A 24,218-nucleotide genomic window follows, 5' to 3' on the forward strand; every position below is an offset into this window, starting at 1 on the left:
TTACCTTACTTACAGAGAATGTCATTATTTCCTGGCAGTTACCGATTTGGCGCGTAAAAATACAAAACCCGAAATTAATCGGGTTTGTATTATTTAACGATTAACAGACTCCTGTGTCCAGGAATGATGTAAAACCACGCTTATCGTGACATTTCTGCAAATTTTACTTTTGAGTATCAAGCCATTTATTCATCTGCTCAATTTCACCTTTTTGAGCTTTAATGATGTCCTGCGCGAGCTTTCTCATTTCGGGATCTTTTCCGTATTTTAGCTCAGTCTCAGCCATTGCTATTGCCCCTTCATGGTGTGCTACCATGCCTTTCGCAAAAGCCTTGTCGGGATCGGATTCATTTACAGCAGTCATCATTTTGTCATGCATGTCTTTCATGCCAGCCATATATTCCTGTGACGAAGCTGAGGTAGACATATCAGTCATTTTCATTTCTGAATGTTCTGCTGAAATCGCTGGCAGGGATAACATTAATACTGCAAATAAAGTGTTTCTGGCTTTCATAAAAAATATCCTTTTAGCGTTGATACCCGTTAACTGTAGCAGAATCTGGTGATGCTACCAACGGCTTTGTTGAATAAATCGAACTTTTGCTGAGTTGAAGGATCAGATCACGCATCTTCCCGACAACGCAGACCGTTCCGTGGCAAAGCAAAAGTTCAAAATCACCAACTGGCCCACCTACAATAAAGCCCTCATCAACCGTGGCTCCATAACTTTCTGGCTGGATGATGAAGCTATTCAGGCCTGGTATGAGTCAGCAACACCTTCTTCACGAGGCAGACCTCAGCGCTATTCTGACCTTGCCATCACGACTGTGCTGGTCATTAAACGCGTATTCAGGCTGACCCTGCGCGCTGCGCAGGGCTTTATTGATTCCATTTTTTCTCTGATGAACGTTCCGCTACGCTGCCCGGATTACAGCTGTGTCAGCAGGCGGGCAAAGTCGGTTAATGTCAGTTTCAAAACGCCCACCCGGGGTGAAATCGCACACCTGGTAATTGATTCCACCGGGCTGAAGGTCTTCGGTGAAGGCGAGTGGAAAGTCAAAAAGCATGGCCAGGAACGCCGCCGTATCTGGCGTAAGCTGCATCTCGCCGTTGACAGTAAAACACATGAAATCATCTGCGCTGACCTGTCGCTGAACAATGTGACGGACTCAGAGGCCTTCCCGGGTCTTATCCGGCAGACTCACAGAAAAATCAGGGCAGCATCGGCAGACGGCGCTTACGACACCCGGCTCTGTCACGATGAACTGCGCCGCAAAAAAATCAGCGCGCTTATCCCGCCCCGAAAAGGCGCGGGTTACTGGCCCGGTGAATATGCAGACCGTAACCGTGCTGTTGCGAATCAGCGGCTGACCGGGAGTAATGCGCGGTGGAAATGGACAACAGACTACAACCGTCGCTCGATAGCGGAAACGGCGATGTACCGGGTAAAACAGCTGTTCGGGGGTTCACTGACGCTGCGTGACTACGATGGTCAGGTTGCGGAGGCTATGGCCCTGGTACGAGCGCTGAACAAAATGACGAAAGCAGGTATGCCTGAAAGCGTGCGTATTGCCTGAAAACACAACCCGCTACGGGGGAGACTTACCCGAAATCTGATTTATTCAACAAAGCCATAAAAAAATAAAACATACGCCTGATGACAGCTCAATCATTCTGGGTTGCAACTTCATGGCAGCATTTACCTCCACCAGACGGCCTGACAGGCGGATTGCGGCGGCAGGAAACGCCCTAAAGTACAAAATCTGCGGCTGGCCTCACAGTTTTCGCGACTCTGCAGGAGAATATCGAGAGGCTGGGCCATACTGAAAATAGCAGAGCATAAACCTTACTCTTCATGGCGATTAAAAGGGAGGAATATGCAGGCAATACACCACGTAGAAAAGTTTCATCCAAAAGATTTTGATTTTATTGCATTAAGTCTGGCCCAGATGAACTCACAAGGGCGGAAAGTGGACGTTGAACAGGTCACCGGCAGTATGAATGATGCATGTAAATCCCGGTTCCTCGACAGCTACCGCTACCATCTCAATCTATTTGTCGAAAAATCACCAAGTTGACACAACAGGCCGGATAGCATAATCCGGCCTGTTCATTATTGTGTTCCGGCAACATCTCTGTGAAGGCAGATAACACCCCCAGATGGGGTTCACGACTTTGCAGAAAAAGTATTTTTCCACCCTGCTCCTCATTACCAGTAAGAGACGTTGTCAGTCGCTGATGCACGTATCGGTGTATACCCCTGCAAATCACATATCTTTTTTCCGCATGCTGGTTCCCCGGTCAGCAGACTTATCTATGGTGATAAAAATTACTAATGAGACATGCGAAATAAAAAATTAATTTTATGACTTAAATTCGCTGTATTCGGGCATCACCTAAAACCCCTGAAATGTTATCAAATGGTTAAATAATATGATTTAAAACCACCATTAATTAACATTTTATTTTGTCTTCCCCCATCAATCCCTCATGATTTAACACAAAATCAACATAAAAAATCATGAATTTTAACATTAATGTGCATAACTCACAATTACGTAATCCTGACTTCCTGAGCTATTCCCTTTACCGGTAATCTTTCCATGACATCCACCCCCTACAGTTCAGAAAGGCAAAAATATGAAACTTAAAATTGCATTGCTTAGCGTAGCTATGTCTTCAGCATATATTTTTTCCGGTTCAGTATTCGCAGCAGAGAAATATGAAATTGCCTTGGTTGCAAAAGTCAATGGTATCCCATGGTTTAACCGGATGGGGGTTGGCGTAAAGGAAGCTGCCGATAAACTCAATGTTAATGCCTATCAGACAGGGCCAGCAACCCCGGATCCGGCTCAACAAGTTAAAGTCATTGAGGACCTTATTGCTAAAAATGTTAATGCAATTATCGTTGTACCAAATGATGCAACGGTTCTGGAGCCTGTATTAAAAAAAGCCCGGGATAAAGGTATTGTTGTGTTGTCTCATGAGTCCCCTGATAAGCAGATAGCTCAATGGGATGTGGAAACTATTGATAGCGAAAAATATGCTCAGGCCAATATAGATGAACTTGCAAAAGATATGGGTGGAAAAGGTGGATATGTGATTTACGTTGGTTCACTGACTGTACCAGGGGTTTGAGGGCCAATGGAACGAAAACGTACGCTAAGAAGGTAATTCATTGTTTAAATTGAAATTTAATGCTCTCAGTTCCCCCCTTCAAAATATCCTCCGGTAGCGTGAACGTATAATGCCCCAGCATATTGATATGTCCGTGCATCAGTGGGGATAACCTGGCGATATCTTCACCACCGGTTTCCTCTCCATTACTGCGCATCCAGCTCAGGGCTTCCTGCATATAAAGTGTGTTCCACAGCACCACTGCGTTAGTGGCCAGGCCCAGAGCACCCAGTTGATCTTCCTGACCTTCACGATAGCGCTTTCTGATCTCACCGCGCTGCCCGTAGCAGATCGCCCTCGCCACAGCATGGCGGCCTTCTCCCCGGTTTAACTGCGTCAGGATCCGCCGACGATAATCTTCATCATCAATATAATTTAGAAGGTACAGCGTCTTGTTGACGCGCCCCACTTCCATGATCGCCTGTGCCAGTCCTGATGGACGCGAGCTTTTCAGCAAAGAGCGAATGAGTTCTGAAGCATGAATGGTGCCCAGTTTCAGCGAACCGGCGGTTCGCATCATCTCATCCCACTGATCCTCGGCTTTCGACAGATCGGCACAACCACGTGCCAGTTCGTCCAGTGCACCGTAATTTGCCGATTTATCCACCCGCCAGAATACCGCTTCACCGGCATCGGCAAGCCGGGGGGAAAACTGGTATCCCAGCAGCCAGAAGAGGCCAAAAATAATGTCGCTGGTACCGGCTGTGTCCGTCATGATCTCAACCGGATTCAGCCCTGTCTGCTGCTCCAGAAGGCCTTCCAGCACAAAAATGGAATCTCGTAATGTGCCGGGGACAACAATGCCGTGGAATCCAGAGTACTGATCAGAGACGAAGTTGTACCAGGTGATACCACGTCCGGAACCAAAATATTTTCTGTTAGGCCCTGAATTGACGTTTTTCACCGGCGTGACAAAGCGCATGCCGTCAGCTGAGGCCACTTCGCCACCACCCCAGCGGCCAGCAAGCTCCAGTGTGGACTGAAAATCAACCAGACGGGCATTGGCGCTGACCAGCGTTTCCGCCCGGAGGTAATTCTGTTTCACCCAACTGAGCCGGTGGCGCGTCAGCGCCGGTATGTTGTGCTTTATCAGCGGTTCCAGTCCGATATTGCAGGCCTCTGCCATCAGGACCGCCCACAGGCTGATGTGCAGATCCTGCGCCCGGGCCCCGGATTCACTGACATGCGTAAACTCACGTGTAAATCCCGTTCTGGCATCTATTTCAAGCAACAGTTCCGTCAAATCTACTGGCGGGAGTAGCTGCCTTACCCGACTGTTGAGACGATGCAACGATGGTGGCTCCTCCAGTTTCTCCAGGCTGCTGATAGTCAGGGAAGGATGTTTACCGTCATAGCAAATATGAACCTCCGCATTTCCTTCAAAGCGGGATGCGACGGCTTTCCAGGTTTCATCCAGCTGGACCGCCAGCTGTTGCACGCCTTTATGTCCATCAGTGGGATGTCCCAGCGCCCGGCAAACGGGGACCCGCTGAGCCTGCCATTCTTCCCCCTGCAACAGCTTCTCGCGGGGATTTCCCCAGCGATCGCTGTTTTCGAGCCAGATGCCCCGTCGACGTAGTGCATCCTGAAGGCGCTCCAGCAGACAAAGAGAGTAACCGGCACGCTGTATCCGGCCCTCCGCATCGTATACCAGACGTTTCCAGGGGCCGGTAATAATATGTTCAGGCGCATCGTCCAGGATGCGCTGTTTCGAGCCGTTCAGTTCGGTGAGATAATGAATAGCGGACAGCGTATGTTCTCCGGCTGGCGCCGCCTGGAAATGCAGGTCGCGCAATACCGCCGGAAGAAAACGCTTTACCCGCCCGTACTGCTCCACCATTTCGTCATGGAAATTGTTGTTCTGAGGCCGGGCCAGCTCATTTACCTTACTGACGGATTCTGCCAGCCTGCTTTTCGGTATGCTGTTGAATATTGTCTCCCTCAGTTCAGCATCGTCAGCCTGCTCATCCAGCAACAATGAACATGCCCGCGCCAGTAGTAGCGCAGCACGGTCAAGATCTTTAAGCGTCCTGAGTCGCTTTTTCTGCCCCGTTTTCTTCGCCGCACGAGTGATATCCAGTATCAGCATATCGAGCACATCAACGGCTTCATCCAGCGCCGCAGTCTCCTGTGCTTTAACGAATGCGGTGAGTACGGCCAGTTTTCTCTGCTGTGGCATTCAAGCGATATATTTTACCGACGGCATGCCTGCGTAACGGGCCAGATTACGCAGTTGTATAGCAGGCAGACCGGTAAAATTCAGTCGGGAAAACTCCAGGTTTCGCAGCCGGATATACCGCTCCAGCGCTTCGGTAAATGCCGGGCCGCTGACGGTGACAGGTCCCTTTTTCAGTTGCTCCAGCGGTGAAATACGCTGCCCCTCAGGAATGTCCAGCAGCTCCGTCACGCGGGCGGTCTGCCAGCTGTCCGGCAACGCGGCCAGTTTCTTCCACAGTCGCTGATTTGCCCGTTCGCGTACTTCACTGACGAGACGCACAAGTGTGGTTGCTCCGGGCAGCAGGACCTTATTCTGAAGCAGCCACGCGGTGGCAAAATCAAACATCAGGCCGGGTCGCTCATTACTGAGCCATGCGCGGGTATACAGCAGGCGCTTCAGGCGGAAAGACCAGGGGAAATCGCCAAATTCATGGTAACCGTAATATTCCTTAATCAGCGCAGTATGCTCTCTGAGGGTAGTATCCCGTTCTGCGTAGCGGGAAAGGACTTCCGGACGGCGGATGTTAAGCTGTACCGCGACAAAATGCTGAACACCCGGCAGAACCCGGGTTAAATCTGTCAGAAAAGAGCCCAGAAAACGGGCGGTGGTGAGCTGAAGCGCAATTCCCAGCCGGTTATGCCTTCCCAGTCGCTGGTTAATGAAGGCAAGATCCCGCTCATCAAGATGAAAATAGCGCGCCAGCTGCACGTCATTGGGTTCTGCAACATAGCGACCATAATTCAGTTCCTGCTCCGTGGTCAGAAAATCGACGGGCATATCGGCCTCCCTGCCTGATGGTCATAAATTAACAATTTCGCAACCGTCCGAAATATTATAAATTATCGGACATACTAAAATGGTGTTGTTTATGTGTCTATTAAATAGATTTTTTGTTATAACAGACACCTGTTGTCCGATATTTGATTTAGGATACATTTTTATGCGCCTTTTTGGTTACGCACGGGTATCAACTAGTCAGCAGTCGCTCGATATTCAGATCAGGGCGCTCAAAGAAGCAGGTGTGAAAGCAAATCGTATCTTTACTGATAAGGCATCCGGCAGTTCAGTTGATCGTCCGGGGCTTGATCTGCTGCGCATGAAGGTGGAGGATGGTGACGCCATTCTGGTGAAGAAGCTCGACCGTCTTGGCCGTGACACTGCCGATATGATCCAGTTAATTAAAGCATTCGACGCTCAGGGCGTAGCTGTCCGGTTTATCGATGACGGAATCAGTACTGATGGTGACATGGGAAAAATGGTGGTCACTATTCTATCTGCTGTAGCTCAAGCCGAACGTCAAAGAATATTAGAACGAACAAATGAAGGTCGCCAAGAAGCAATGGCAAAGGGAGTTGTGTTCGGTAGAAAAAGAAAAATAAACAGAGGTGCGATATTAAATATGTGGAAACAAGGTTTAGGAGCCTCACACATATCAAAAACAATGAATATTGCTCGTTCAACAGTATATAAAGTAATAAATGAAAGCAACTAATATAAAAGGTTGAATATGGAATTTAATATTACTTCAAAGTCTAATCCGTTTGGCGATACAACAGCAGAAAATGATAAGAAAATGTTGAGCAGTGCTTTCATCGAAACTGCTGACTTTAGAACTTTAATTGAAACAGATGACCGAACTATTGTTGTAGGCAGACGAGGGACTGGTAAAAGTGCTTTATTCATTCAGCTAAATGAGCATTGGAAGAAAGATAAAAAAATATTAATCCTAAGTTTTTCACCAGACGACACTCAAATAATTGGCTTTAGATCAATGTTGAAGCCATTTACAGGCTCATTCAATTTAGCCAGGGCAGCCACAAGGTTATTATGGCGATATGCTATGTTAATGGAGATAGCATCATATATATCTTCTCATTATAAATTATCATCTCAAATTTCGACAGAAACATTGTTGAATGAGCATTTAAAGAAATGGAATGCTGCACAAGGTGATATTTTAAGAAAGTGTAGGATTGTAGCAAAAGAATATTTAGATGAAAACAATCCTGAAGAATCAATTGGTGACCTTCAATTTAATTTGAATATTTCAGAAATCGAAGGCAATATAGTTTCACTTCTTGAGCGCTCAGACAGGAAAATTGTCATATTGATGGATAAGCTAGGGAAGGTGCGAATAAGCAGGTCATTTCTTCCCAAGCTGACTCGCTGATTAAAATTTCGCGGATCTGGGCCGATTTTTTTCCCGCAAACACATCGAATCAGCCTATTTAGGCTATTTTTTCCACCATTTCTGGCGTTATTTCCGGTTTTTACTGAGATCTCTCCCACTGACGTATCATTTGGTCCACCCGAAACAGGTTGGCCAGGGTGAATAACATCGCCAGTTGGTTATCGTTTTTCAGCAGCCCCTTGTATCTGGCTTTCACGAAGCCGAACTGCCGCTTGATGATGCGAAACGGGTGCTCCACCCTGGCACGGATGCTGGCTTTCATGTATTCGATGTTGATGGCCGTTTTGTTCTTGCGCGGATGCTGCTTCAAGGTTTTTACCTTGCCGGGACGCTCGGCGATCAGCCAGTCCACATCCACCTCGGCCAGCTCCTCGCGCTGTGGCGCTCCTTGGTAGCCGGCATCGGCTGAGACAAATTGCTCCTCTCCATGAAGCAGATTACCCAGCTGATTGAGGTCATGCTCGTTGGCCGCGGTGGTGACTAGGCTGTGGGTCAGGCCACTCTTGGCATCGACACCAATGTGGGCCTTCATGCCAAAGTGCCACTGATTGCCTTTCTTGGTCTGATGCATCTCCGGATCGCGTTGCTGCTCTTTGTTCTTGGTAGAGCTGGGTGCCTCAATGATGGTGGCATCCACCAAAGTGCCTTGGGTCATCATGACGCCTGCTTCGGCCAGCCAGCGATTGATGGTCTTGAACAATTGACGGGCCAGTTGATGCTGCTCGAGCAGGTGGCGGAAATTCATGATGGTGGTGCGATCCGGCAGGGCGCTATCCAGGGATAATCGGGCAAACAGGCGCATGGAGGCGATTTCGTACAGGGCATCTTCCATGGCACCGTCGCTCAGGTTGTACCAATGCTGCATGCAGTGAATACGCAGCATGGTCTCCAGCGGATAGGGCCGTCGGCCATTGCCCGCCTTGGGATAAAACGGCTCGATGACAGCGGTCATATTCTGCCATGGCAGAATCTGCTCCATGCGGGAGAGGAAAATCTCTTTTCGGGTCTGACGGCGCTTAGTGCTGAATTCACTATCGGCGAAGGTGAGTTGATGGCTCATGATGTCCCTCTGGGATGCGCTCCGGATGAATATGATGATCTCATATCAGGAACTTGTTCGCACCTTCCCTAGATGAAGCATATGAACCGGATAATATAGGAATCGGAATCATAGCTGGTCTGGCATATGCCTCAATTGAATTAAATCAAAAAGCAAAATGCATTCGCCCAATCATTTTTTTAAGAGATAATATATTTAGATCGCTATCAAAGGAAGATCCTGACTACTCAAGAAATATAGAGGGGCAAGTCATAAGGCTGCATTGGGATTGGGCACAACTCTTAATGCTATCGGCTAAAAGAATGAAAGTGGCATTTAATCTAGATATTGAGAAAGATCAACGGGTTTGGGATAGGTGTACAGCCGATGACCTCAAAGGAAGGAGTGGTTTTAAACGATGCTTGCAATTTACCCTTTACCGCCCCAGAGATTTACTGTCATTGTTAAATGAAGCTTTTTTCTCCGCATTTAGAGAGAGTCGAGAAACCATTATTAACACTGATCTAGAATATGCAGCCAAGTCAATTTCCATGGCCAGGCTTGAAGACCTTTGGAAGGAGTACCAGAAGATCTTTCCTTCAATACAAGTTATAACTAGCGCATTCCGTAGTATTGAACCTGAATTAACAGTCTACACTTGCTTAAAAAAAATAGAAGCATCTTTCGAATCAATAGAAGAAAATGAAGACCCCAAAATAATCTCTGAAATACAATTACTAAAAGCTAGTGGAATCCTCCAAAGTTTGTATAGCGTAGGATTTGTGGGTATACGTGATAAAAACACTTCATCTTATTCATTTTGCCATGATGGACGAACCCCAGATAAAGGTTTTGAAAGCAGTGAAAAACTATTAATTCATCCATGTTATTGGCTTGGTTTGAATTTAAATCGCAACGCTCTTGCTCCAGAGGAAGCTGAGGAAATAAATGACGAATATGATATCAATGTTGTTTCCGATAATTCAGCCATTAGAAATAAAACAATAGGTCAAATAACCACTCATCTGGATCAAATACCGACAGGAAATGAAGGGGCTAATGAATTTGAGCAATGGTGCTTAGACGCACTAAGAATTGTATTTGCATCCCACCTGACAGATATAAAACCGCATCCAAACGGTAACGCGGTTCAGAGACGAGATATTATAGGTACCAATGGTGGAAAATCAGATTTTTGGAAGCGTGTATTAGAAGACTATAAAACAAGACAAGTTGTTTTTGATGCGAAAAATTTTGAAGAATTAGGCCCATCTGAGTACAGACAATTACAATCATATTTAACAGGTCCGTATGGAAAATTAGGATTTATTATTAATAGAGAAGAAAGTGAGGCATTGAAATCAGGGAGAGATTTGGATTGGACAAAAGAAATGTATCAATCTCATAATTCATTAATAATAAAATTACCTGCGAAATATATATCTAAATTGTTGCAAAAATTAAGAAATCCTGAGAAGCATGACGCTATAGATAGTCAGATGGGGAAACTTTTAACTCTATATGAAACATCATATATGGCTATTAAAAGTACTCAAAAGAAACGAAGAAAATAGCATCAGTTACATCATATGAGAGGGTTCCTGAAAAGGAATTTTCTCATATTTTATTATAAATCAATAATATATATCCTTAGCGTACGTTTTCGTTCCATTGGACCTCAAACCCCACATATAGCGTCACTGTCAGCTGGAAACACCGCTACATCTTGTGTTGCGGGGCCGCTGTGCGCCGGGGGCAGGAACGAAGATCCGGAAAAACCTTTTTTCGGATCTCAAATGACGAAATAATTAATACCGAAGAAAATTCAATAATCAATAGTTAAAAACTATAAAAGGTGGGGTGAGAACAAAACTTGCACAACTTAACGATTTAACGTAGTCTATAAAGCATGAAATCGAAAAGGAGGTTTTATGAACACATCAACTCAAAAACGAAACGGTAATGATCGTTCCTCCACTATGCATAATTTTTTGGACAACAGCATTGCTGCAGAGCGTCTTGAGAATTTTTTTCAGGATCTGGTAGAGGAAGTTCGGTCAGGTAAAACACCGATTGCTCCTGAAAGTATGGGGAATACCGATGCGGTTTTTACCATGGATGTCATCCTGAAGTTACTTGAAAATCGCGCAGTTAACAGCCTGACGCCTGAAAAAAAACGTCAGCAGCGACGTTTACACAGTAAGGCCCTTTTCCTTCAGAGACTGGAAAATGACGGCGGGGTTTACACCTCAGCTAAAGCTGCAGAAATGGTGGGCAAGAGTAAACCCACAGTTAAAACCTGGAAAGATACCGATCAGTTACTTGCTCTTGATATTGACGGTGAGTTTTACTACCCGGTGTTTCAGTTTACTGATGAGGAAGGGATCTCGGACAAAGGCGTGCTCCGGGGTGTGGCCGAACTGCTGACTATGCTGAGCAGCTTCAGTGACCGAATGAAGTATTCTTTCTTTATGGAACAGAGAAATACTGTCCTGGATGGGCTGAACCCTGCAGGGCGTTCGTTTACCGTCGCCGAGGTTCTGAAAGGCAATCCGGATGAAAAAGTGATGAATGAATTACGCCGGCTGGCTCGCAACTATGGCACACAGAACGCCGTTTAATGAAAGGGGGTGCTTGCCCCCCCTTTATCAATTATTCCTCAACAGGAATTCCCAGGTCATAAACAAGAATATCTGCCGCTTCCTTACCCTGATACTCAAACTGACTGAGACTTGTCTGGCTCCGGGTTATGGCCATCCCGGTTCCGGCCGGATCGTCATGCCATAGCACAAGGCATGGGTCACTGGTGACATTTGACGGAAACTCCATTCCATCAAACCCTGCTGAATGAACTTTTTCAGCCAGTTGATGAGTCACTGCACGTGTTGAAGTTGTTACATCATTCAACCTTAAATCACTGCATTTAATCAGCTTACTGACCTGAAGGACCCGAATATCTTTCTCAATGACTACTGTACCCATTATGTAATTATCGAGATCTGATTCCCTGAGCCCTGTTTTATGCTGAAAAACTTCCTTCATTGCCGTGTCGGGAGTTTTGGCCACGTACATAGAGCCATTCTCACCATCATTAAGACTGTAACGGCAATCCTCGCCATTACGATTGAAAAAGACACTGCTTCCGCCGTGACTACCGAGCTGAAGCCGGAACACCTCAGTTCCTGATGGCACAGTCATTCCGCACCGCTGGAGCTGTTCGTCCTGTAACTTCCCGATTTTATCGAGAGATGCCACGTCCTGTTCATTCATGCCTGCATTTAGAGAAGTTTCAACAGTCTGATTAACTTCGTCGTTTGGGTTTACCCCTGATTTTGAACTCATATTTTCCACCACCTTTCATATAAGGATTAACATAAGCCATAGGCTTAATCTCCATCGTTTTGATGTTTTGTCCCCCGGACAGAATGCCCGGCTGGACGATGTATCTGTCGCTGTGCTGACAGACCCTCAAAGCATAAACGATTGAGAATGTTAAACAACGGCTTGTAATGCACAGAGGGGCAGAAAAATTACGGTATAGGGGGACTACCATTCATAAAAGAAGACGTGCGGATCCGCTTAAGCCAGAAACCGGATCTGCACGGCGGGAAACCCGCAATAGATATGATAATTAATGAACATGCATAAAATCATACTAAGAATGATATTTATCATTAATAATAAAATCATATCTGATATGATGTTTAATTGATTAGCAATAAACTATACATGATATGACTTTACACTTAACCAGACATTATCAGACGGAGCGTGCAGGATGGATGAAAAAGTATACTTTCGCCTCAGCTATGAAACGATGACCGCCGACACGGAAGACTTCATTAACGGGTGTCTCGAACGAGCCGGCCGCGCAGACTGCAATGACCCCGATGCGGAGATTGCCTGGGCACGCAGCGCGATCGAACTCTGGTACCACCTGGCGATGGCGGGCCGTGCCCCGGAAGACGTCGCCGACAGGGACCATCTGCGCCTCACCGGAATGCTCCTGCGCGCTCCCACAGCAGAACAACGTTCATGGCAGCAGTAACAACCTCCCGCAGGCCGTCGCCGCTGCAGCGACGGGTACTGATTGTGCTGGCCGCCCTCGATGCGAAACGTCCGGGGCCGGTGGCGACGCGGGATATCGAGCGGGTGCTGGAGCAGGGCGGGGACGCCCCGGTGTACGGACCGAACCTGCGCGCCTCCTGCCGGCGCATGGAAGCCGCGGGCTGGCTGCGCACCCTGCGCGCGCCGAACCTGCAGCTGGCCGTCGAGCTGACGGAGGCCGGTCGCGGCATTGCAGAACCGCTCTTCCAGGCAGAACGCGAGGCTGAAACGGCACGACAACGACTGACCGACGTCCGGCGTCTGCCGTTACGCCAGACGGCTGCCGGTGACGCGGTGGAGCTGCAGCTGGATGACGGCCATTACACCATCAGGGAAGCGGCCTACGTGATCCGTCTGGACGGTACCACCTGCCTGCAGCTGACGGATGCCGGCGGCATACGCCGGATAAAAGAGGGCGATCCCCTGCAGGTGGCCAGCTGGTATCAGGCCTGTTTTGATGCAGGCCTGCCGGTCATCGTTCAGGTGAATGAGAGCCGGGACTGATCGCCACCACACAAGGAACAGGAGCATAAAATGAAAGTCACTGAACCCGGGCTGAATACGCTGATCGATAACCTGAACACCCTGATTTGCGAGGACAGCCTGCTCACGCGCAAGGAGCGTGAAACGCTGGTACTGGCCGTCGCTGCCATCGGCGCCATGAAAGCGCGCGTCGGCTTGAAAAAAGGCGAAGCGCCGGCCGTTGCCAGACGGGAAAAAAGGGAGAAAAAAGACCGCCAGCCTGATCCGCGTTTTCCGCGAGCCGGTCATCCCTGGCAGGAAGACGAAAAAACCTTACTGAGTGATGCGCTCGATTCGGTACCGGACGAAGAGATTGGCAAGCATCTGTTCTGGCTTTCCGAGAAACTGGGCAGAACGCCTTTCAGTGTTGCTTTCCAGATCGCGGCAATCAGGGAGCTGCAGGACGGCTGGGAGGAGCAGTTCAGGGAGATTTCGGATATAATTCGCTTGTCCGGCCTGAGCATAGACTGGCCCCATGAATCTCCAGACAGTTGGTATCACTTAAATTAGTGATAGTCTTAATACTAGTTTTAGACTAGTCGTTGGAGTCCGAATGATTGATGTTCTAGGTCCAGAGAAGCGCAGACGGCGCAGCGTTCAGGAAAAAATCGCCATTGTTCAGCAGAGCTTTGAGCCCGGAATGACCGTGTCGCTGGTCGCCCGTCAGCATGGCGTTGCTGCCAGTCAGCTGTTCCTGTGGCGTAAGCAATATCAGGAAGGCAGTCTCACTGCGGTTGCCGCGGGTGAACAGGTTGTACCCGCGTCGGAGCTGGCATCTGCAATGAAGCAAATTAAAGAGTTACAGCGCCTGCTGGGCAAAAAAACCATGGAAAACGAGCTGCTGAAAGAAGCCGTTGAATATGGCCGACAAAAAAAGTGGATAGCGCACGTGCCCTTGTTGCCGGAGGATGGCGAATAAGCCTTGTCAGTCGTTGCCTCCGGGTCTCACGTGCGCAACTGCATGCCATGGCCCGTCGGTCGAAGGGCTGGCAGGATCGTCGGTGCAAGCGCAAGCCTGATGATACTGAAGCGCTGGCTCGTATCCATACCGTTATCGACGATCTGCCCACCTATGGTTATCGTCGTGTATGGGCACTGCTGCGCAGACAATCAGAAACTGACGACATGGCGGTGATCAATGCCAAACGCGTATACCGCATCATGCGTCAGAATGCGCTGCTGCTTGAGCGTAAACCGGCAATACCGCCCTCGAAGCGGGCGCATAGAGGGAAAGTGGCCGTTGGAGAAAGTAACCAGCGGTGGTGCTCCGACGGCTTCGAGTTCAGCTGTGATAACGGTGAAAAACTGCGGGTCACGTTCGCGCTGGACTGTTGCGATCGCGAGGCACTTCACTGGGCGGCAAGTACCGGTGGATATGACAGTGAAACCGTGCAGGACGTCATGCTGGGTGCAGTAGAGCGTCGCTTCGGTAACAGGCTGCCGACATCCCCCGTTGAGTGGCTGACAGACAACGGTTCAGCCTACCGTTCTCATCAGACGCGTCAGTTCGCCAGAATGGTAGGACTGGAGCCAAAACATACGGCGGTACGTAGTCCAGAAAGCAACGGAATGGCGGAGAGCTTCGTGAAAACGATGAAGCGCGACTACATCAGCATCATGCCAAAACCTGACGGGTTAACAGCGGCAAAGAACCTTGCGGAGGCCTTCGAACATTACAACGAATGGCATCCGCACAGTGCACTGGGATATCGTTCGCCACGGGAATATCTGCGGCGGCGAACCAGTAATGGGTTAAGCGATAAAAAGTGTCTGGAAATATAGGGGCCAATCCAGAGCATCAGTGATTATCTGAAGCAGAACGGCACGGGCCATAACGCCTGAAGAAATTTGCGTTACAGAAAAATTATATAACTGAGGGGCAGTGATGAAAACAGCGATATGGGTGGTGGTGTATTTCACGATGTGTTTTCTGCTTTTCACAGGATGGATGTTCGCCTTCGCGCAGTATGCGCCCTATAACGGGCAGGAGCACGCGTTCTCTCTGACGTATCTGCTTAATTTATTTTTTCTTCACGTTGTGATGGTACCTTACTACGAGTTCTTTCAGACTGAACCATACAGCAATGCATTAATGAGTCTGGCAGATGAATCCGGTCAGATGATACGTTTTCATCACGTGGTACCTGTTCTCCGGATATATAGCCTGTCCGCACTCTTAACTTTTGTGGGTTACATCATATATGCAAAATGGTTCACTCATAACCGGCTGAAAGAAAAGCATCTTCCAGAATGATATTACCGGGACACCTCAGGATATAAAAAACCAATGACGAAACAGGAATGGATTTTTCGACTACGGCGCTGTACATCAAAGGAAACCCTGGAAAGGATAATAGAAAAAAATAAATATTCTCTGTCAGATGATGAGCTTGAGCATTTCAATGCCGCGGTTGATCACCGGCTGGCGGAAATGGCAATGGGGAAGTTTTATGATAAAATACCTGCAGGCGTCTGGAAATATGTTAAATAATACAGCCAGCATCAGTCTGTTCGCAGTTATCTCACCTGGAGCGCAATCATGAATATGATATTTGAACTGATTGGATTGTTACTGGTAGTCGGATGCGCATTCTTCACCACTTTTTTCTTAGCCGCTGTAGCAGGCACTATGGTAGTTATTCTTGCTGGAAGCCATCGGAATGGCCGTCATCCCCTTCTTTGTAAACAAGGTGGGAGCGAAAAAAGCGCTGATTGCAGGAGGCATGATCATGATCTGTCGCATTCTGGTGTCAGCAACCTCAGAAAGCCCTTACATCATCTCGCTGATTAAGCTATTTCATGCGATTGAAGTACCGCTGTTTGTGATCTCGGTATTCAAATACAGCGTGTCCAACTTTGATTCTCGCTTATCTTCCACCATCTTTCTTGTAGGATTTCAGATCGCCAGCTCGCTGGGTATCGTGTTGTTATCGATCCCGGTGGGGATGTTGTTTGATGCGTTTGGCTACCATTTTGTATTCTATCTGTTCTCCGCCATCGTCTCGGTGATTCTGCTGTTTGGCGTGGTCTTCCTGAGCAATGGACGTAATACAGGCCCACGCAGTGGTGTGGTGCAAAACGAAACCTTATAATATTCGCGAGGCAATGTCGCCGCTGACATTGCCTTTTTCTTTGTCGTTTATCGATGGATAGTGTATCAGGAAAAATCCATATCTCATTGAAGATGCAAATTTTTCCTGACAAAGCTGTCAATGATGAGGCTTTTACAACGGTATATTTCACTTATTTTTGTGGCATTCAGTTTATGCAAAATAATATTGACATAAGACTGAACCGTTTTTATGGAGATTAGCAGGCGGCGGGAAATTTCCACCAGCGAGTAGCCATTTAAAATCAGATGGATGATATGCGCTTCTCTTTTGGTAAACGCCAACTTTTCCCTCTTCAGATGAATCCGCATTTTTTTAAAAACCTGCCTTATCATGAGATATTCATTACCTGTTAATTAGGTATCAATGAATACCGCTTCGCGATCTGCCCCCCTCATTCCTGACCGCGGTTTTAATAAAAAGATGATATTGACTGGTGAAATGTGCAGGTGTTTGAGACGCCCGGCATCGCAGGTTTTCAGCTCTGACTCCACAATCACCACATCGCTGTTGCTGAAAGCAATTTCGGTGATCCGGGAAAATAAAACCCTGTTGACGGAGAGGCTGTTGTCGCTAAACATACATTTCAGACCTTCAAGCATGAAATTATTATTGGTAACAACATAGATATTCATAGAGTCCCCGCAGCAATAACCTTTTGCGAATCGTACCGTTCCTTACGTTCTGACAAAGTGACGCCTGGACTGGTGTCGGCGTAGAAGTGAATTTCATCGCCGGTTAACTGTGACGTACCCCGGCTCCCCGGAGTACGTCAGTTGCTCTAATGGTGCGCTGCTAGCACGCTATTTACGATTTCCACCGCTTCTTTCTCGATCTGCTTACGATGTGCTTCACCGAGGAAGCTCTCGCAGTAGATCTTGTAAGCGTCTTCCGTACCTGACGGACGTGCGGCGAACCAGCCGTTGTCGGTCATCACTTTCAGACCACCAATCGATGCGCCGTTGCCCGGCGCGGCGGTCAGACGTGCGGTGATCGGGTCGCCGGCCAGCTGGCTGGCGCTGACCATTTCCGGCGACAGCTTCGACAGCGCCGCTTTCTGTGCGGAAGTGGCCGAAGCCTGCAGACGGTTATAGCTTGGCGCGCCGAAGCGGGCGGCCAGCTCGTCGTAGTGCTCCTGCGGGTTTTTACCGGTGACGGCGGTGATTTCTGCCGCCAGCAGGCACATGATGATCCCGTCTTTGTCGGTCGACCACGGGGTTCCGTCAAAACGCAGGAACGAGGCGCCCGCGCTCTCTTCGCCGCCGAAGCCGAAGCTGCCGTCGAACAGACCGTCAACAAACCATTTAAAGCCCACCGGCACTTCCACCAGCTTACGGCCGAGGTTGTTCACCACGCGATCGATCATCGCCGAGGAGACCAGCGTCTTACCGACGGCGACATCCTGGCCCCACTGCGGACGATGCCGGAACAGGTAGTTAATCGCCACCGCCAGATAGTGGTTCGGGTTCATCAGACCTGCCGGCGTGACGATGCCGTGACGGTCATAATCCGGATCGTTAGCGAACGCCAGATCGAACTTATCGCGCAGCGCCAGCAGCCCTGCCATCGCGCACTCCGAAGAGCAGTCCATGCGAATGGCGCCGTCTTTATCAAGGTGCATAAAGCGGAAGGTTTGATCGACGTGATCGTTGACGATGGTCAGATCGAGCTTGTAGTGCCCGGCGATACGCTTCCAGTATTCGATACCGGACCCGCCCAGCGGATCGACCCCGAGCCTGAGGCCGGCTTTCTGAATCGCCGCCATGTCGACGATATCCGCCAGTCCTTCAATAAACGGCTGCACCAGATCCTGCTCTTTGACATGACCGGATGCCAGTGCCGCGTCGAGGGAGAGGCGCCTGACGCCCTGCAGACCCGAGGCCAGCAGTTCGTTAGCGCGATTCTCGACCACTTTGGTGACGTTGGTATCCGCCGGGCCGCCGTTCGGCGGGTTGTACTTGATACCGCCATCTTCCGGCGGGTTATGCGACGGCGTAATCACGATGCCGTCCGCCAGCGGACCGCCTTTTTTGTTGTGCACCAGGATGGCATTGGAAATGGCCGGCGTCGGGGTAAAACCGTTGTTTTCCTGCACGATAACATCAACGCCGTTGGCTGCCAGCACTTCAAGAACCGAAATAAAGGCCGGTTCGGAGAGCGCGTGGGTATCTTTACCTACGTAGCAGGGACCGGTAATCCCGTTCTTCGCGCGGTCTTCCGCAATCGCCTGAGCGATCGCCAGAATATGCTGCTCATTGAAGTTATGGCGCCCTGCGCTGCCACGATGGCCAGAGGTGCCAAACTTCACCGCATGCTCCGCGTTGCCCGCTTCCGGCTTCAGTACGTAGTACTGCGCGGTCAGCTGAGCGACGTTAATCAAATCACTTTGTTGCGCAGGCTCCCCTGCGCGTTTACTGTCCGTCATTTTTCTCTCCTGTCATATCCGTCAGGCTTATTAATGTGTTCCTGCTGGGTCGCTCACCGATGGTGCCCCCTTTCCCCCGGCGCTCCCGGGGGCGTGAATGTGGCCTAGAGCTGCGTTTTGTCGATATACCAGATCTTTTGCGCATACTCCCGCACCGTACGGTCCGATGAGAAATAGCCCATGTTGGTAATGTTGTGCATTGTTTTGGCAGTCCACTCTTCCGGGGTTCGGTAGAGCGCATCCACCCTGTCCTGACAGTCAACATAGCTGCGGTAATCGGCCAGAACCTGATAGTGGTCGCCAAAGTTAATCAGCGAATCCAGCAGACCGCGATAGCGGTCCGGCTCCTGTGGGCTGAACACCCCGGTCCCCATCTGGGTCAGCGCCTGGCGCAACTCTTCATCATGGTCGTAGTAATCATGCGGCTGGTAGCCGTTGCTGCGCAGCGCCTCAACCTGTTCGGCGGTATTACCGAAGATAAAGATATTCTCCTCCCCCACGTGCTCCAGCATTTCAACGTTGGCGCCGTCCAGCGTGCCAATGGTCAGCGCGCCGTTGAGGGCGAATTTCATGTTACTGGTCCCGGAGGCTTCGGTCCCTGCCAGCGAAATCTGCTCAGAAAGATCCGCGGCCGGAATGATGGTCTGCGCCAGACTGACGCTGTAGTTGGGAATGAACACCACCTTTAACTTGTCGCCGATCTGCGGATCGCTGTTGATGACTTTGGCTACATCGTTAATCAGATGGATTATCTGTTTTGCCGTGTGGTAAGCGGATGCGGCTTTGCCGGCGAAAATCACCACTCGCGGCACCCAGTCGGCCTGCGGGTCAGCCTTGATACGGTTATAGCGGGTGATCACGTGCAGCACATTCATCAGCTGGCGTTTGTATTCGTGAATGCGCTTAATTTGCACATCAAACAGCGCCTTCGGATTAACCACCACCCCCAGCTGGCGGGCAATATAATCGGCCAGCCGCTGTTTATTCGCCAGTTTGGCTTCGCTGACGGCCTGGTTAACCAGCGGATAATCCTGATATTCCCCCAGTTCACTCAGCTGACTTAAATCTGTGCACCAGGTCTGGCCAATATAACGGTCCAGAACCCCGGAAAGGGACGGATTAGCGGCCGCCAGCCAGCGGCGCGGCGTGACACCGTTGGTGACGTTGGTGAAGCGTCGCGGAAAGATTTTGGCGAAATCGGCAAACAGCGACTCCACCATCAGCCGGGAGTGCAGTTCCGACACGCCGTTAACCTTGTGACTGACCACTACCGCCAGCCAGGCCATCCGCACGCGGCGACCATTGGACTCATCAATAATCGAGGTCCGGCTCAGCAACGCCATATCATCGGGATAGTGCTCCTGCATCGTTTTCAGAAAATAGTCATTAATCTCGAAGATAATCTGCAAATGGCGCGGCAGGATTTTCCCCAGCATATCGACAGGCCAGGTCTCCAGCGCTTCGCTCATCAGGGTATGGTTGGTGTAGGAGAAGACCCGACAGGTCACCTCAAACGCGTCATCCCAGCTGAAGCGGTGTTCGTCAATCAGCAGACGCATCAGCTCCGGGATCGACAGCACCGGATGGGTGTCATTGAGGTGGATAGCAATTTTATCCGCCAGGTTGTCATAGGTTTGATACAGCTGGTAATGACGGGTGAGGATGTCCTGTACCGTCGCCGAAACAAGGAAATACTCCTGACGCAGGCGCAGTTCACGCCCGGAATAGGTCGAGTCGTCCGGGTAAAGCACGCGGGAAACGTTCTCAGAGTGGTTCTTATCCTCCACGGCGGCGAAATAGTCCCCCTGGTTAAATTTACCGAGATTAATTTCACTGCTGGCCTGGGCACTCCACAAACGCAGGGTGTTGGTGGCATCGGTGTCATAACCCGGGATAATCTGATCGTAGGCCACGGCAATAATTTCTTCGGTTTCCAGCCAGCGTGAGTTTTTGCCCTCATGTTGAACACGTCCGCCAAAGCGCACGGTATAGCGGGTTTTATGGCGCTCGAATTCCCACGGGTTACCGTACTCCAGCCAGTAGTCCGGTGACTCCATCTGCCGGCCGTCGATGATGTTTTGCTTGAACATACCGTAGTCGTAGCGGATACCATAGCCGCGGCCTGGCAGCCCCAGTGTGGCCAGGGAATCGAGAAAACAGGCCGCCAGACGACCGAGACCGCCGTTGCCCAGCCCCGGATCGTTCTCCTCATCAATCAGCTCTTCCAGATCCAGCCCCATCCCTGCCAGAGCCGTTTTCACATCCTCATAGATGCCCAGCGACAGTAAGGCATTAGAGAGGGTTCGGCCGATGAGAAACTCCATCGACAGATAATAAACCTGCCGGGCCTGCTGCGAGATCCGCGCCCGATGCGCCCGCAGCCAACGTTCTACCAGCCGATCGCGAACGGCGAACAGCGTGGCGTTGAGCCATTCATGTTTATTGGCAAGTGAGGGATCTTTACCAAGAATAAACATGAGCTTATAAGCGATAGCATGCTGTAGCGCTTCTTCATTCAGACTGGGTGAAATATAACTTAAGCGTGGTTCCATTTTTCTTATCCGTAGCAATTAAATAATACGCTGATACAACTGGTGGAAAGACTTAGCGGCAATTTGCCAGCTAAAATCCATGCTCATTGCCTGACGTTGCACGTACCGCCACAGCGATGGACGGGACCACAGGACAAAGGCCCGGTGGATGGCATGTAATAGTGATTCAGTCTCGCTGTCGGTAAACACAAATCCGCTCGCGATCCCGTCAGCAAGGTTTTCGAGCGAACAGTCGGCGACGGTATCCGCCAGTCCGCCGGTGCGACGAACCAGCGGCAATGTGCCGTAGCGAAGGCCATAGAGCTGGGTCAGACCGCAGGGTTCAAAACGGCTGGGCACCAGGATGACGTCGGCGCCGCCAATCATCTGATGCGACAGCGCCTCGTCGTAACCGATCCGGATACTCACCTGCCCGGAGTATTGCGCCGCAGCGGCAAGAAAACGGGCCTGCAAATCCGGGTCGCCGGATCCCAGTAGCGCCAGCTGCCCTCCCTGCGCAATGATTCCCGGCAGTGCGCCAAGGAGCAGATCCAGCCCCTTCTGGCTGGTGAGCCGGCTCACGACGGTGAACAACAGCGCCCGGCCGTCCTCCTTCAGCCCCAGCGTCGTCTGCAGCTGCTGCTTGTTCTTCGCTTTCTCAGCCAGCGAGTTCCGGTCGTAAGGCGCAGCCAGCAGCGGATCGCGGCGCGGATCCCAGATGCTTTCGTCGACGCCGTTAAGGATCCCCGACAGTCGCCCTTCCCGCTGACGTTGCCGCAGCAACTCTTCCAGACCGAACGCGTACTGCGGTTCGGTAATTTCACGGGCATACGTCGGGCTGACGGTGGTGATATGGTCAGCGAAATAGAGGCCCGCCTTAAGGAAGGAGATCTGTCCTTTAAACTCCACCCCATGCATCTGGAAGAATGACCACGGTAAAGCGATCTCCGCCATATGCCGGGCGAGGAACAAGCCCTGATAGGCAATGTTGTGCACCGTAAACACTGACCTGGCGGGGTTGCCGCGGGCGGCCAGATAAGCCGGCGTGAGGCCCGCATGCCAGTCATGGGCGTGGACGATTTCAGGCCGCCAGAACGGATCCAGACCGCCAGCAAGCTCAGCCGCGACCCAACTCAACAGCGCGAAACGCAGGACGTTATCGGGATAATCCTGCATCTGCGGGTCATGATAAGGATTACCCGGTCGGTCATAGAGATGCGGGGCATCAATCAGATAGATGCCCACGCCGTTAAAGTCGCCAAACAACAGCGTCATCGGCCCGGCGAAGGTCTCCCTGCTGGCCACCACCTGCGGTTCCCCTACTCCGTCGCGGATCGCGGGAAACCCCGGCAGCAGCACGCGGGTATCCACGCCCTCGGCTATTTGCGCCGCCGGGAGAGCACCGGTCACATCAGCCAGCCCCCCCGTTTTCAACAGAGGGAACATCTCCGCTCCTACATGTAAAACTCGCATGGATGCTCCTTAATTATTCAGGCATGAAGGCGACGCGATGCCAATGACGGCAATCACAGCTGCGGCAGCTTTTATTTCCGCCAACGGCTTCATAGTTCAAGTCGGTTCAGCATTTCTTTGGTAACCAGAACGATGCCTTCTTCCGAACGATAAAAGCGTCGCGCATCCTCAACGGCATTTTCGCCAATCACCGTCCCCTCCGGAATAACGCATCCCCGGTCGATCACGCAGCGTCTTATCCTGCAGGAGCGACCGACCCAGACGCCCGGTAATAAAACCGACGAATCAATATTACAGAACGAGTTAATCCGAACTCTGGAAAATAGAACCGACTGCACCACCACCGAGCCAGAAATAATACAGCCGCCGGAGACCAGAGAATTCATGGTCATGCCATGACTGCCGGAACGGTCCTGAACAAATTTGGCGCTGGGCAGCGATTCGACATAGGTACGGATAGGCCAGTTACGGTCATAAACGTCCAGCTCTGGCACTACTGAGGCTAAATCCAGATTCGCTTTCCAGTACGCCTCCAGGGTTCCGACATCGCGCCAGTATGGCTCGGCATTATTATCCGACTGAACGCAGGAGCGCGGGAACGGATGCGCATACGCTTCACCTGCCGCCGTTATCCTGGGAATAATATCTTTGCCAAAATCATGGGTGGAGCCTTCATCCCGATCGTCTTCTGCCAGCAGCTGGTAGAGATATTCCGCATCAAACACATAAATGCCCATACTGGCAAGCGAGCGGGTTTCATCGCCAGGCATGGTGGGTGGATTAGCCGGTTTTTCAACAAATTCAATGATTTTTTCATTCTCATCCACGGCCATGACGCCAAACGCGTTTGCCTCTTCAACCGGGACCGGCATGCAGGCCACGGTGCAGCGCGCCCCTTTTTCAACGTGATCAAGCAGCATCCGCGAATAATCTTGTTTATAGATATGGTCCCCGGCCAGAATAACGACATATTCCGCATCATAGCGGCGGATAATATCCAGGTTCTGGGTCACAGCATCCGCCGTCCCCCGATACCAGTTCTCCCCATGCACCCGCTGCTGTGCCGGTAATAAATCCACGAACTCATTCATTTCTTCGTTAAAGAATGCCCAACCGCGTTGAATATGCTGCACCAGTGAATGCGACTGATATTGTGTAATAACCCCAATACGTCTTATTCCTGAGTTAATACAATTTGATAAGGCAAAATCAATAATTCTGAATTTACCGCCGAAATGCACCGCAGGTTTTGCGCGAATAGTGGTCAGGTCTTTTAATCGTGTGCCACGTCCGCCGGCGAGGATCAGGGCCACGGATTTAAGCGGTAACTGGCGCGACAGCATTAAGTTGTCAGTATATTCAAGTTTACTCATAATAATGTCCTGCCATTAAATAAAAGCCATAAAAGAAAATAATGAAGAAAAA

General features: G+C 50.2%; 20 protein-coding genes and 6 pseudogenes. 14 read left to right on the plus strand and 12 right to left on the minus strand.

What is annotated here, in order from left to right; all coding sequences use genetic code 11:
* Window positions 1-163: 163 nt before the first annotated feature.
* Complete coding sequence (locus H7R58_RS24375; RefSeq protein WP_004187110.1) at window positions 164-514, minus strand: CopM family metallochaperone; 351 nt, start codon at window positions 512-514, stop codon at window positions 164-166.
* A 94-nt stretch (window positions 515-608) separates the two neighbouring features.
* Between H7R58_RS24375 and H7R58_RS24380 the strand changes: the two genes are divergently transcribed.
* The 3 genes and pseudogenes from H7R58_RS24380 to H7R58_RS24390 form a co-directional block, all read left to right on the plus strand.
* Window positions 609-1,577: an IS5-like element IS903B family transposase gene (locus H7R58_RS24380; RefSeq protein WP_077255787.1), complete on the plus strand. Its 969-nt coding sequence runs from the start codon at window positions 609-611 to the stop codon at window positions 1,575-1,577.
* A gap of 300 nt (window positions 1,578-1,877) precedes the next feature.
* Complete coding sequence (locus H7R58_RS24385; RefSeq protein ID WP_022631502.1) at window positions 1,878-2,078, plus strand: hypothetical protein; 201 nt, start codon at window positions 1,878-1,880, stop codon at window positions 2,076-2,078.
* Between the two features lie 562 nt (window positions 2,079-2,640).
* Window positions 2,641-3,129: pseudogene (locus tag H7R58_RS24390) on the plus strand (substrate-binding domain-containing protein); the annotation flags it as partial.
* 33 nt (window positions 3,130-3,162) lie between these two features.
* Here H7R58_RS24390 and H7R58_RS24395 read toward each other — a convergent pair.
* Window positions 3,163-6,172, minus strand: a pseudogene (locus H7R58_RS24395) (Tn3 family transposase).
* Window positions 6,173-6,335: 163 nt separating this feature from the next.
* Here H7R58_RS24395 and H7R58_RS24400 point away from each other — a divergent pair.
* Both H7R58_RS24400 and H7R58_RS25695 read left to right on the plus strand, forming a co-directional pair.
* Window positions 6,336-6,887 (plus strand): recombinase family protein, encoded by a 552-nt coding sequence (locus H7R58_RS24400; RefSeq protein ID WP_019706028.1) that lies wholly within the window; start codon window positions 6,336-6,338, stop codon window positions 6,885-6,887.
* Between the two features lie 81 nt (window positions 6,888-6,968).
* Window positions 6,969-7,457: pseudogene (locus H7R58_RS25695) on the plus strand (P-loop ATPase, Sll1717 family); the annotation flags it as partial.
* On the opposite strand, the gene H7R58_RS25545 reads toward H7R58_RS25695, so the two are convergent.
* On the minus strand, window positions 7,424-7,684 hold the full coding sequence (locus tag H7R58_RS25545; protein WP_320108699.1) for a hypothetical protein: 261 nt from the start codon (window positions 7,682-7,684) through the stop codon (window positions 7,424-7,426). The pseudogene H7R58_RS25695 and the gene H7R58_RS25545 sit on opposite strands and share 34 nt — an antisense overlap.
* The gene (locus H7R58_RS24410) at window positions 7,666-8,646 is read right to left on the minus strand and encodes an IS5-like element ISKpn26 family transposase (protein ID WP_000019445.1); all 981 of its coding nucleotides are present in this window, start codon (window positions 8,644-8,646) and stop codon (window positions 7,666-7,668) included. Before H7R58_RS24410 ends, H7R58_RS25545 begins: the two co-directional genes overlap by 19 nt.
* A gap of 68 nt (window positions 8,647-8,714) precedes the next feature.
* Between H7R58_RS24410 and H7R58_RS25420 the strand changes: the two are divergent.
* Window positions 8,715-10,199: pseudogene (locus tag H7R58_RS25420) on the plus strand (P-loop ATPase, Sll1717 family); the annotation flags it as partial.
* 107 nt (window positions 10,200-10,306) lie between these two features.
* Here the strand turns inward: H7R58_RS25420 and H7R58_RS25550 are convergent.
* Window positions 10,307-10,417 (minus strand): annotated as a pseudogene (locus tag H7R58_RS25550) (hypothetical protein); the annotation flags it as partial.
* Between the two features lie 139 nt (window positions 10,418-10,556).
* Between H7R58_RS25550 and H7R58_RS24420 the strand changes: the two are divergent.
* Entirely contained in the window at window positions 10,557-11,246 is a 690-nt protein-coding gene (locus H7R58_RS24420; RefSeq protein ID WP_004193995.1) for a hypothetical protein, read from the plus strand.
* A gap of 31 nt (window positions 11,247-11,277) precedes the next feature.
* On the opposite strand, the gene H7R58_RS24425 is transcribed toward H7R58_RS24420, so the two are convergent.
* Window positions 11,278-11,967: an RES family NAD+ phosphorylase gene (locus H7R58_RS24425; RefSeq protein WP_020315560.1), complete on the minus strand. Its 690-nt coding sequence runs from the start codon at window positions 11,965-11,967 to the stop codon at window positions 11,278-11,280.
* 436 nt (window positions 11,968-12,403) lie between these two features.
* Between H7R58_RS24425 and H7R58_RS24430 the strand changes: the two genes are divergently transcribed.
* The 7 genes and pseudogenes from H7R58_RS24430 to H7R58_RS24460 form a co-directional block, all read left to right on the plus strand.
* On the plus strand, window positions 12,404-12,673 hold the full coding sequence (locus tag H7R58_RS24430; protein ID WP_020804424.1) for a hypothetical protein: 270 nt from the start codon (window positions 12,404-12,406) through the stop codon (window positions 12,671-12,673).
* Window positions 12,661-13,236: a hypothetical protein gene (locus H7R58_RS24435; protein WP_020317495.1), complete on the plus strand. Its 576-nt coding sequence runs from the start codon at window positions 12,661-12,663 to the stop codon at window positions 13,234-13,236. Before H7R58_RS24430 ends, H7R58_RS24435 begins: the two co-directional genes overlap by 13 nt.
* A gap of 30 nt (window positions 13,237-13,266) precedes the next feature.
* Complete coding sequence (locus tag H7R58_RS24440; protein ID WP_109964078.1) at window positions 13,267-13,764, plus strand: DNA-binding protein; 498 nt, start codon at window positions 13,267-13,269, stop codon at window positions 13,762-13,764.
* A gap of 43 nt (window positions 13,765-13,807) precedes the next feature.
* Window positions 13,808-15,036 (plus strand): IS3 family transposase gene (locus H7R58_RS24445; protein WP_094333936.1). Its coding sequence is split into 2 segments (ribosomal slippage): window positions 13,808-14,123 and window positions 14,123-15,036, totalling 1,230 coding nucleotides; the frame shifts between segments, so codons are not numbered across the junction.
* 103 nt (window positions 15,037-15,139) lie between these two features.
* Window positions 15,140-15,508 (plus strand): hypothetical protein, encoded by a 369-nt coding sequence (locus tag H7R58_RS24450; protein ID WP_048293716.1) that lies wholly within the window; start codon window positions 15,140-15,142, stop codon window positions 15,506-15,508.
* A 33-nt stretch (window positions 15,509-15,541) separates the two neighbouring features.
* Complete coding sequence (locus tag H7R58_RS24455) at window positions 15,542-15,745, plus strand: HHA domain-containing protein (protein WP_049077905.1); 204 nt, start codon at window positions 15,542-15,544, stop codon at window positions 15,743-15,745.
* A 151-nt stretch (window positions 15,746-15,896) separates the two neighbouring features.
* Window positions 15,897-16,346 (plus strand): annotated as a pseudogene (locus tag H7R58_RS24460) (MFS transporter); the annotation flags it as partial.
* A gap of 83 nt (window positions 16,347-16,429) precedes the next feature.
* Here the strand turns inward: H7R58_RS24460 and H7R58_RS25425 are convergent.
* The 6 genes from H7R58_RS25425 to glgC form a co-directional block, all read right to left on the minus strand.
* Complete coding sequence (locus tag H7R58_RS25425; protein WP_225024611.1) at window positions 16,430-16,699, minus strand: helix-turn-helix domain-containing protein; 270 nt, start codon at window positions 16,697-16,699, stop codon at window positions 16,430-16,432.
* Window positions 16,700-16,720: 21 nt separating this feature from the next.
* Window positions 16,721-16,999 carry a hypothetical protein gene (locus tag H7R58_RS25430; RefSeq protein ID WP_225024612.1) on the minus strand — a complete coding sequence of 93 codons (279 nt, stop codon included), beginning with the start codon at window positions 16,997-16,999 and terminating at the stop codon, window positions 16,721-16,723.
* Between the two features lie 146 nt (window positions 17,000-17,145).
* The gene (gene pgm / locus H7R58_RS24470) at window positions 17,146-18,789 is read right to left on the minus strand and encodes a phosphoglucomutase (alpha-D-glucose-1,6-bisphosphate-dependent) (RefSeq protein WP_182934824.1); all 1,644 of its coding nucleotides are present in this window, start codon (window positions 18,787-18,789) and stop codon (window positions 17,146-17,148) included.
* A 104-nt stretch (window positions 18,790-18,893) separates the two neighbouring features.
* A complete protein-coding gene (glgP, locus tag H7R58_RS24475) occupies window positions 18,894-21,341 on the minus strand; it encodes a glycogen phosphorylase (protein WP_182934825.1) in 2,448 nt (815 codons plus the stop codon).
* Window positions 21,342-21,359: 18 nt separating this feature from the next.
* A complete protein-coding gene (gene glgA, locus H7R58_RS24480; RefSeq protein ID WP_004197677.1) occupies window positions 21,360-22,793 on the minus strand; it encodes a glycogen synthase GlgA in 1,434 nt (477 codons plus the stop codon).
* A gap of 89 nt (window positions 22,794-22,882) precedes the next feature.
* A complete protein-coding gene (gene glgC / locus H7R58_RS24485) occupies window positions 22,883-24,166 on the minus strand; it encodes a glucose-1-phosphate adenylyltransferase (protein WP_182934826.1) in 1,284 nt (427 codons plus the stop codon).
* Between the last annotated feature and the right edge of the window lie 52 nt (window positions 24,167-24,218).

The organism is Klebsiella sp. WP4-W18-ESBL-05 (assembly GCF_014169075.1).
In the GTDB taxonomy this organism is placed as follows: Bacteria; Pseudomonadota; Gammaproteobacteria; order Enterobacterales; family Enterobacteriaceae; genus Kluyvera; species Kluyvera ascorbata_B.

Excerpts from the sequence above, each read along its gene's own strand:
- H7R58_RS24375 (WP_004187110.1), bottom strand. The coding sequence starts at position 514 with ATGAAAGCCAGAAACACTTTATTTGCAGTATTAATGTTATCCCTGCCA.
- H7R58_RS24385 (WP_022631502.1), top strand. The coding sequence starts at position 1,878 with ATGCAGGCAATACACCACGTAGAAAAGTTTCATCCAAAAGATTTTGAT.
- H7R58_RS24400 (WP_019706028.1), top strand. The coding sequence starts at position 6,336 with ATGCGCCTTTTTGGTTACGCACGGGTATCAACTAGTCAGCAGTCGCTC.
- H7R58_RS24410 (WP_000019445.1), bottom strand. The coding sequence starts at position 8,646 with ATGAGCCATCAACTCACCTTCGCCGATAGTGAATTCAGCACTAAGCGC.
- H7R58_RS24420 (WP_004193995.1), top strand. The coding sequence starts at position 10,557 with ATGAACACATCAACTCAAAAACGAAACGGTAATGATCGTTCCTCCACT.
- H7R58_RS24425 (WP_020315560.1), bottom strand. The coding sequence starts at position 11,967 with ATGAGTTCAAAATCAGGGGTAAACCCAAACGACGAAGTTAATCAGACT.
- H7R58_RS24430 (WP_020804424.1), top strand. The coding sequence starts at position 12,404 with ATGGATGAAAAAGTATACTTTCGCCTCAGCTATGAAACGATGACCGCC.
- H7R58_RS24435 (WP_020317495.1), top strand. The coding sequence starts at position 12,661 with ATGGCAGCAGTAACAACCTCCCGCAGGCCGTCGCCGCTGCAGCGACGG.
- H7R58_RS24440 (WP_109964078.1), top strand. The coding sequence starts at position 13,267 with ATGAAAGTCACTGAACCCGGGCTGAATACGCTGATCGATAACCTGAAC.
- H7R58_RS24450 (WP_048293716.1), top strand. The coding sequence starts at position 15,140 with ATGAAAACAGCGATATGGGTGGTGGTGTATTTCACGATGTGTTTTCTG.
- H7R58_RS24455 (WP_049077905.1), top strand. The coding sequence starts at position 15,542 with ATGACGAAACAGGAATGGATTTTTCGACTACGGCGCTGTACATCAAAG.
- H7R58_RS25425 (WP_225024611.1), bottom strand. The coding sequence starts at position 16,699 with ATGATAAGGCAGGTTTTTAAAAAAATGCGGATTCATCTGAAGAGGGAA.
- H7R58_RS25430 (WP_225024612.1), bottom strand. The coding sequence starts at position 16,999 with ATGAATATCTATGTTGTTACCAATAATAATTTCATGCTTGAAGGTCTG.
- pgm (WP_182934824.1), bottom strand. The coding sequence starts at position 18,789 with ATGACGGACAGTAAACGCGCAGGGGAGCCTGCGCAACAAAGTGATTTG.
- glgP (WP_182934825.1), bottom strand. The coding sequence starts at position 21,341 with ATGGAACCACGCTTAAGTTATATTTCACCCAGTCTGAATGAAGAAGCG.
- glgA (WP_004197677.1), bottom strand. The coding sequence starts at position 22,793 with ATGCGAGTTTTACATGTAGGAGCGGAGATGTTCCCTCTGTTGAAAACG.
- glgC (WP_182934826.1), bottom strand. The coding sequence starts at position 24,166 with ATGAGTAAACTTGAATATACTGACAACTTAATGCTGTCGCGCCAGTTA.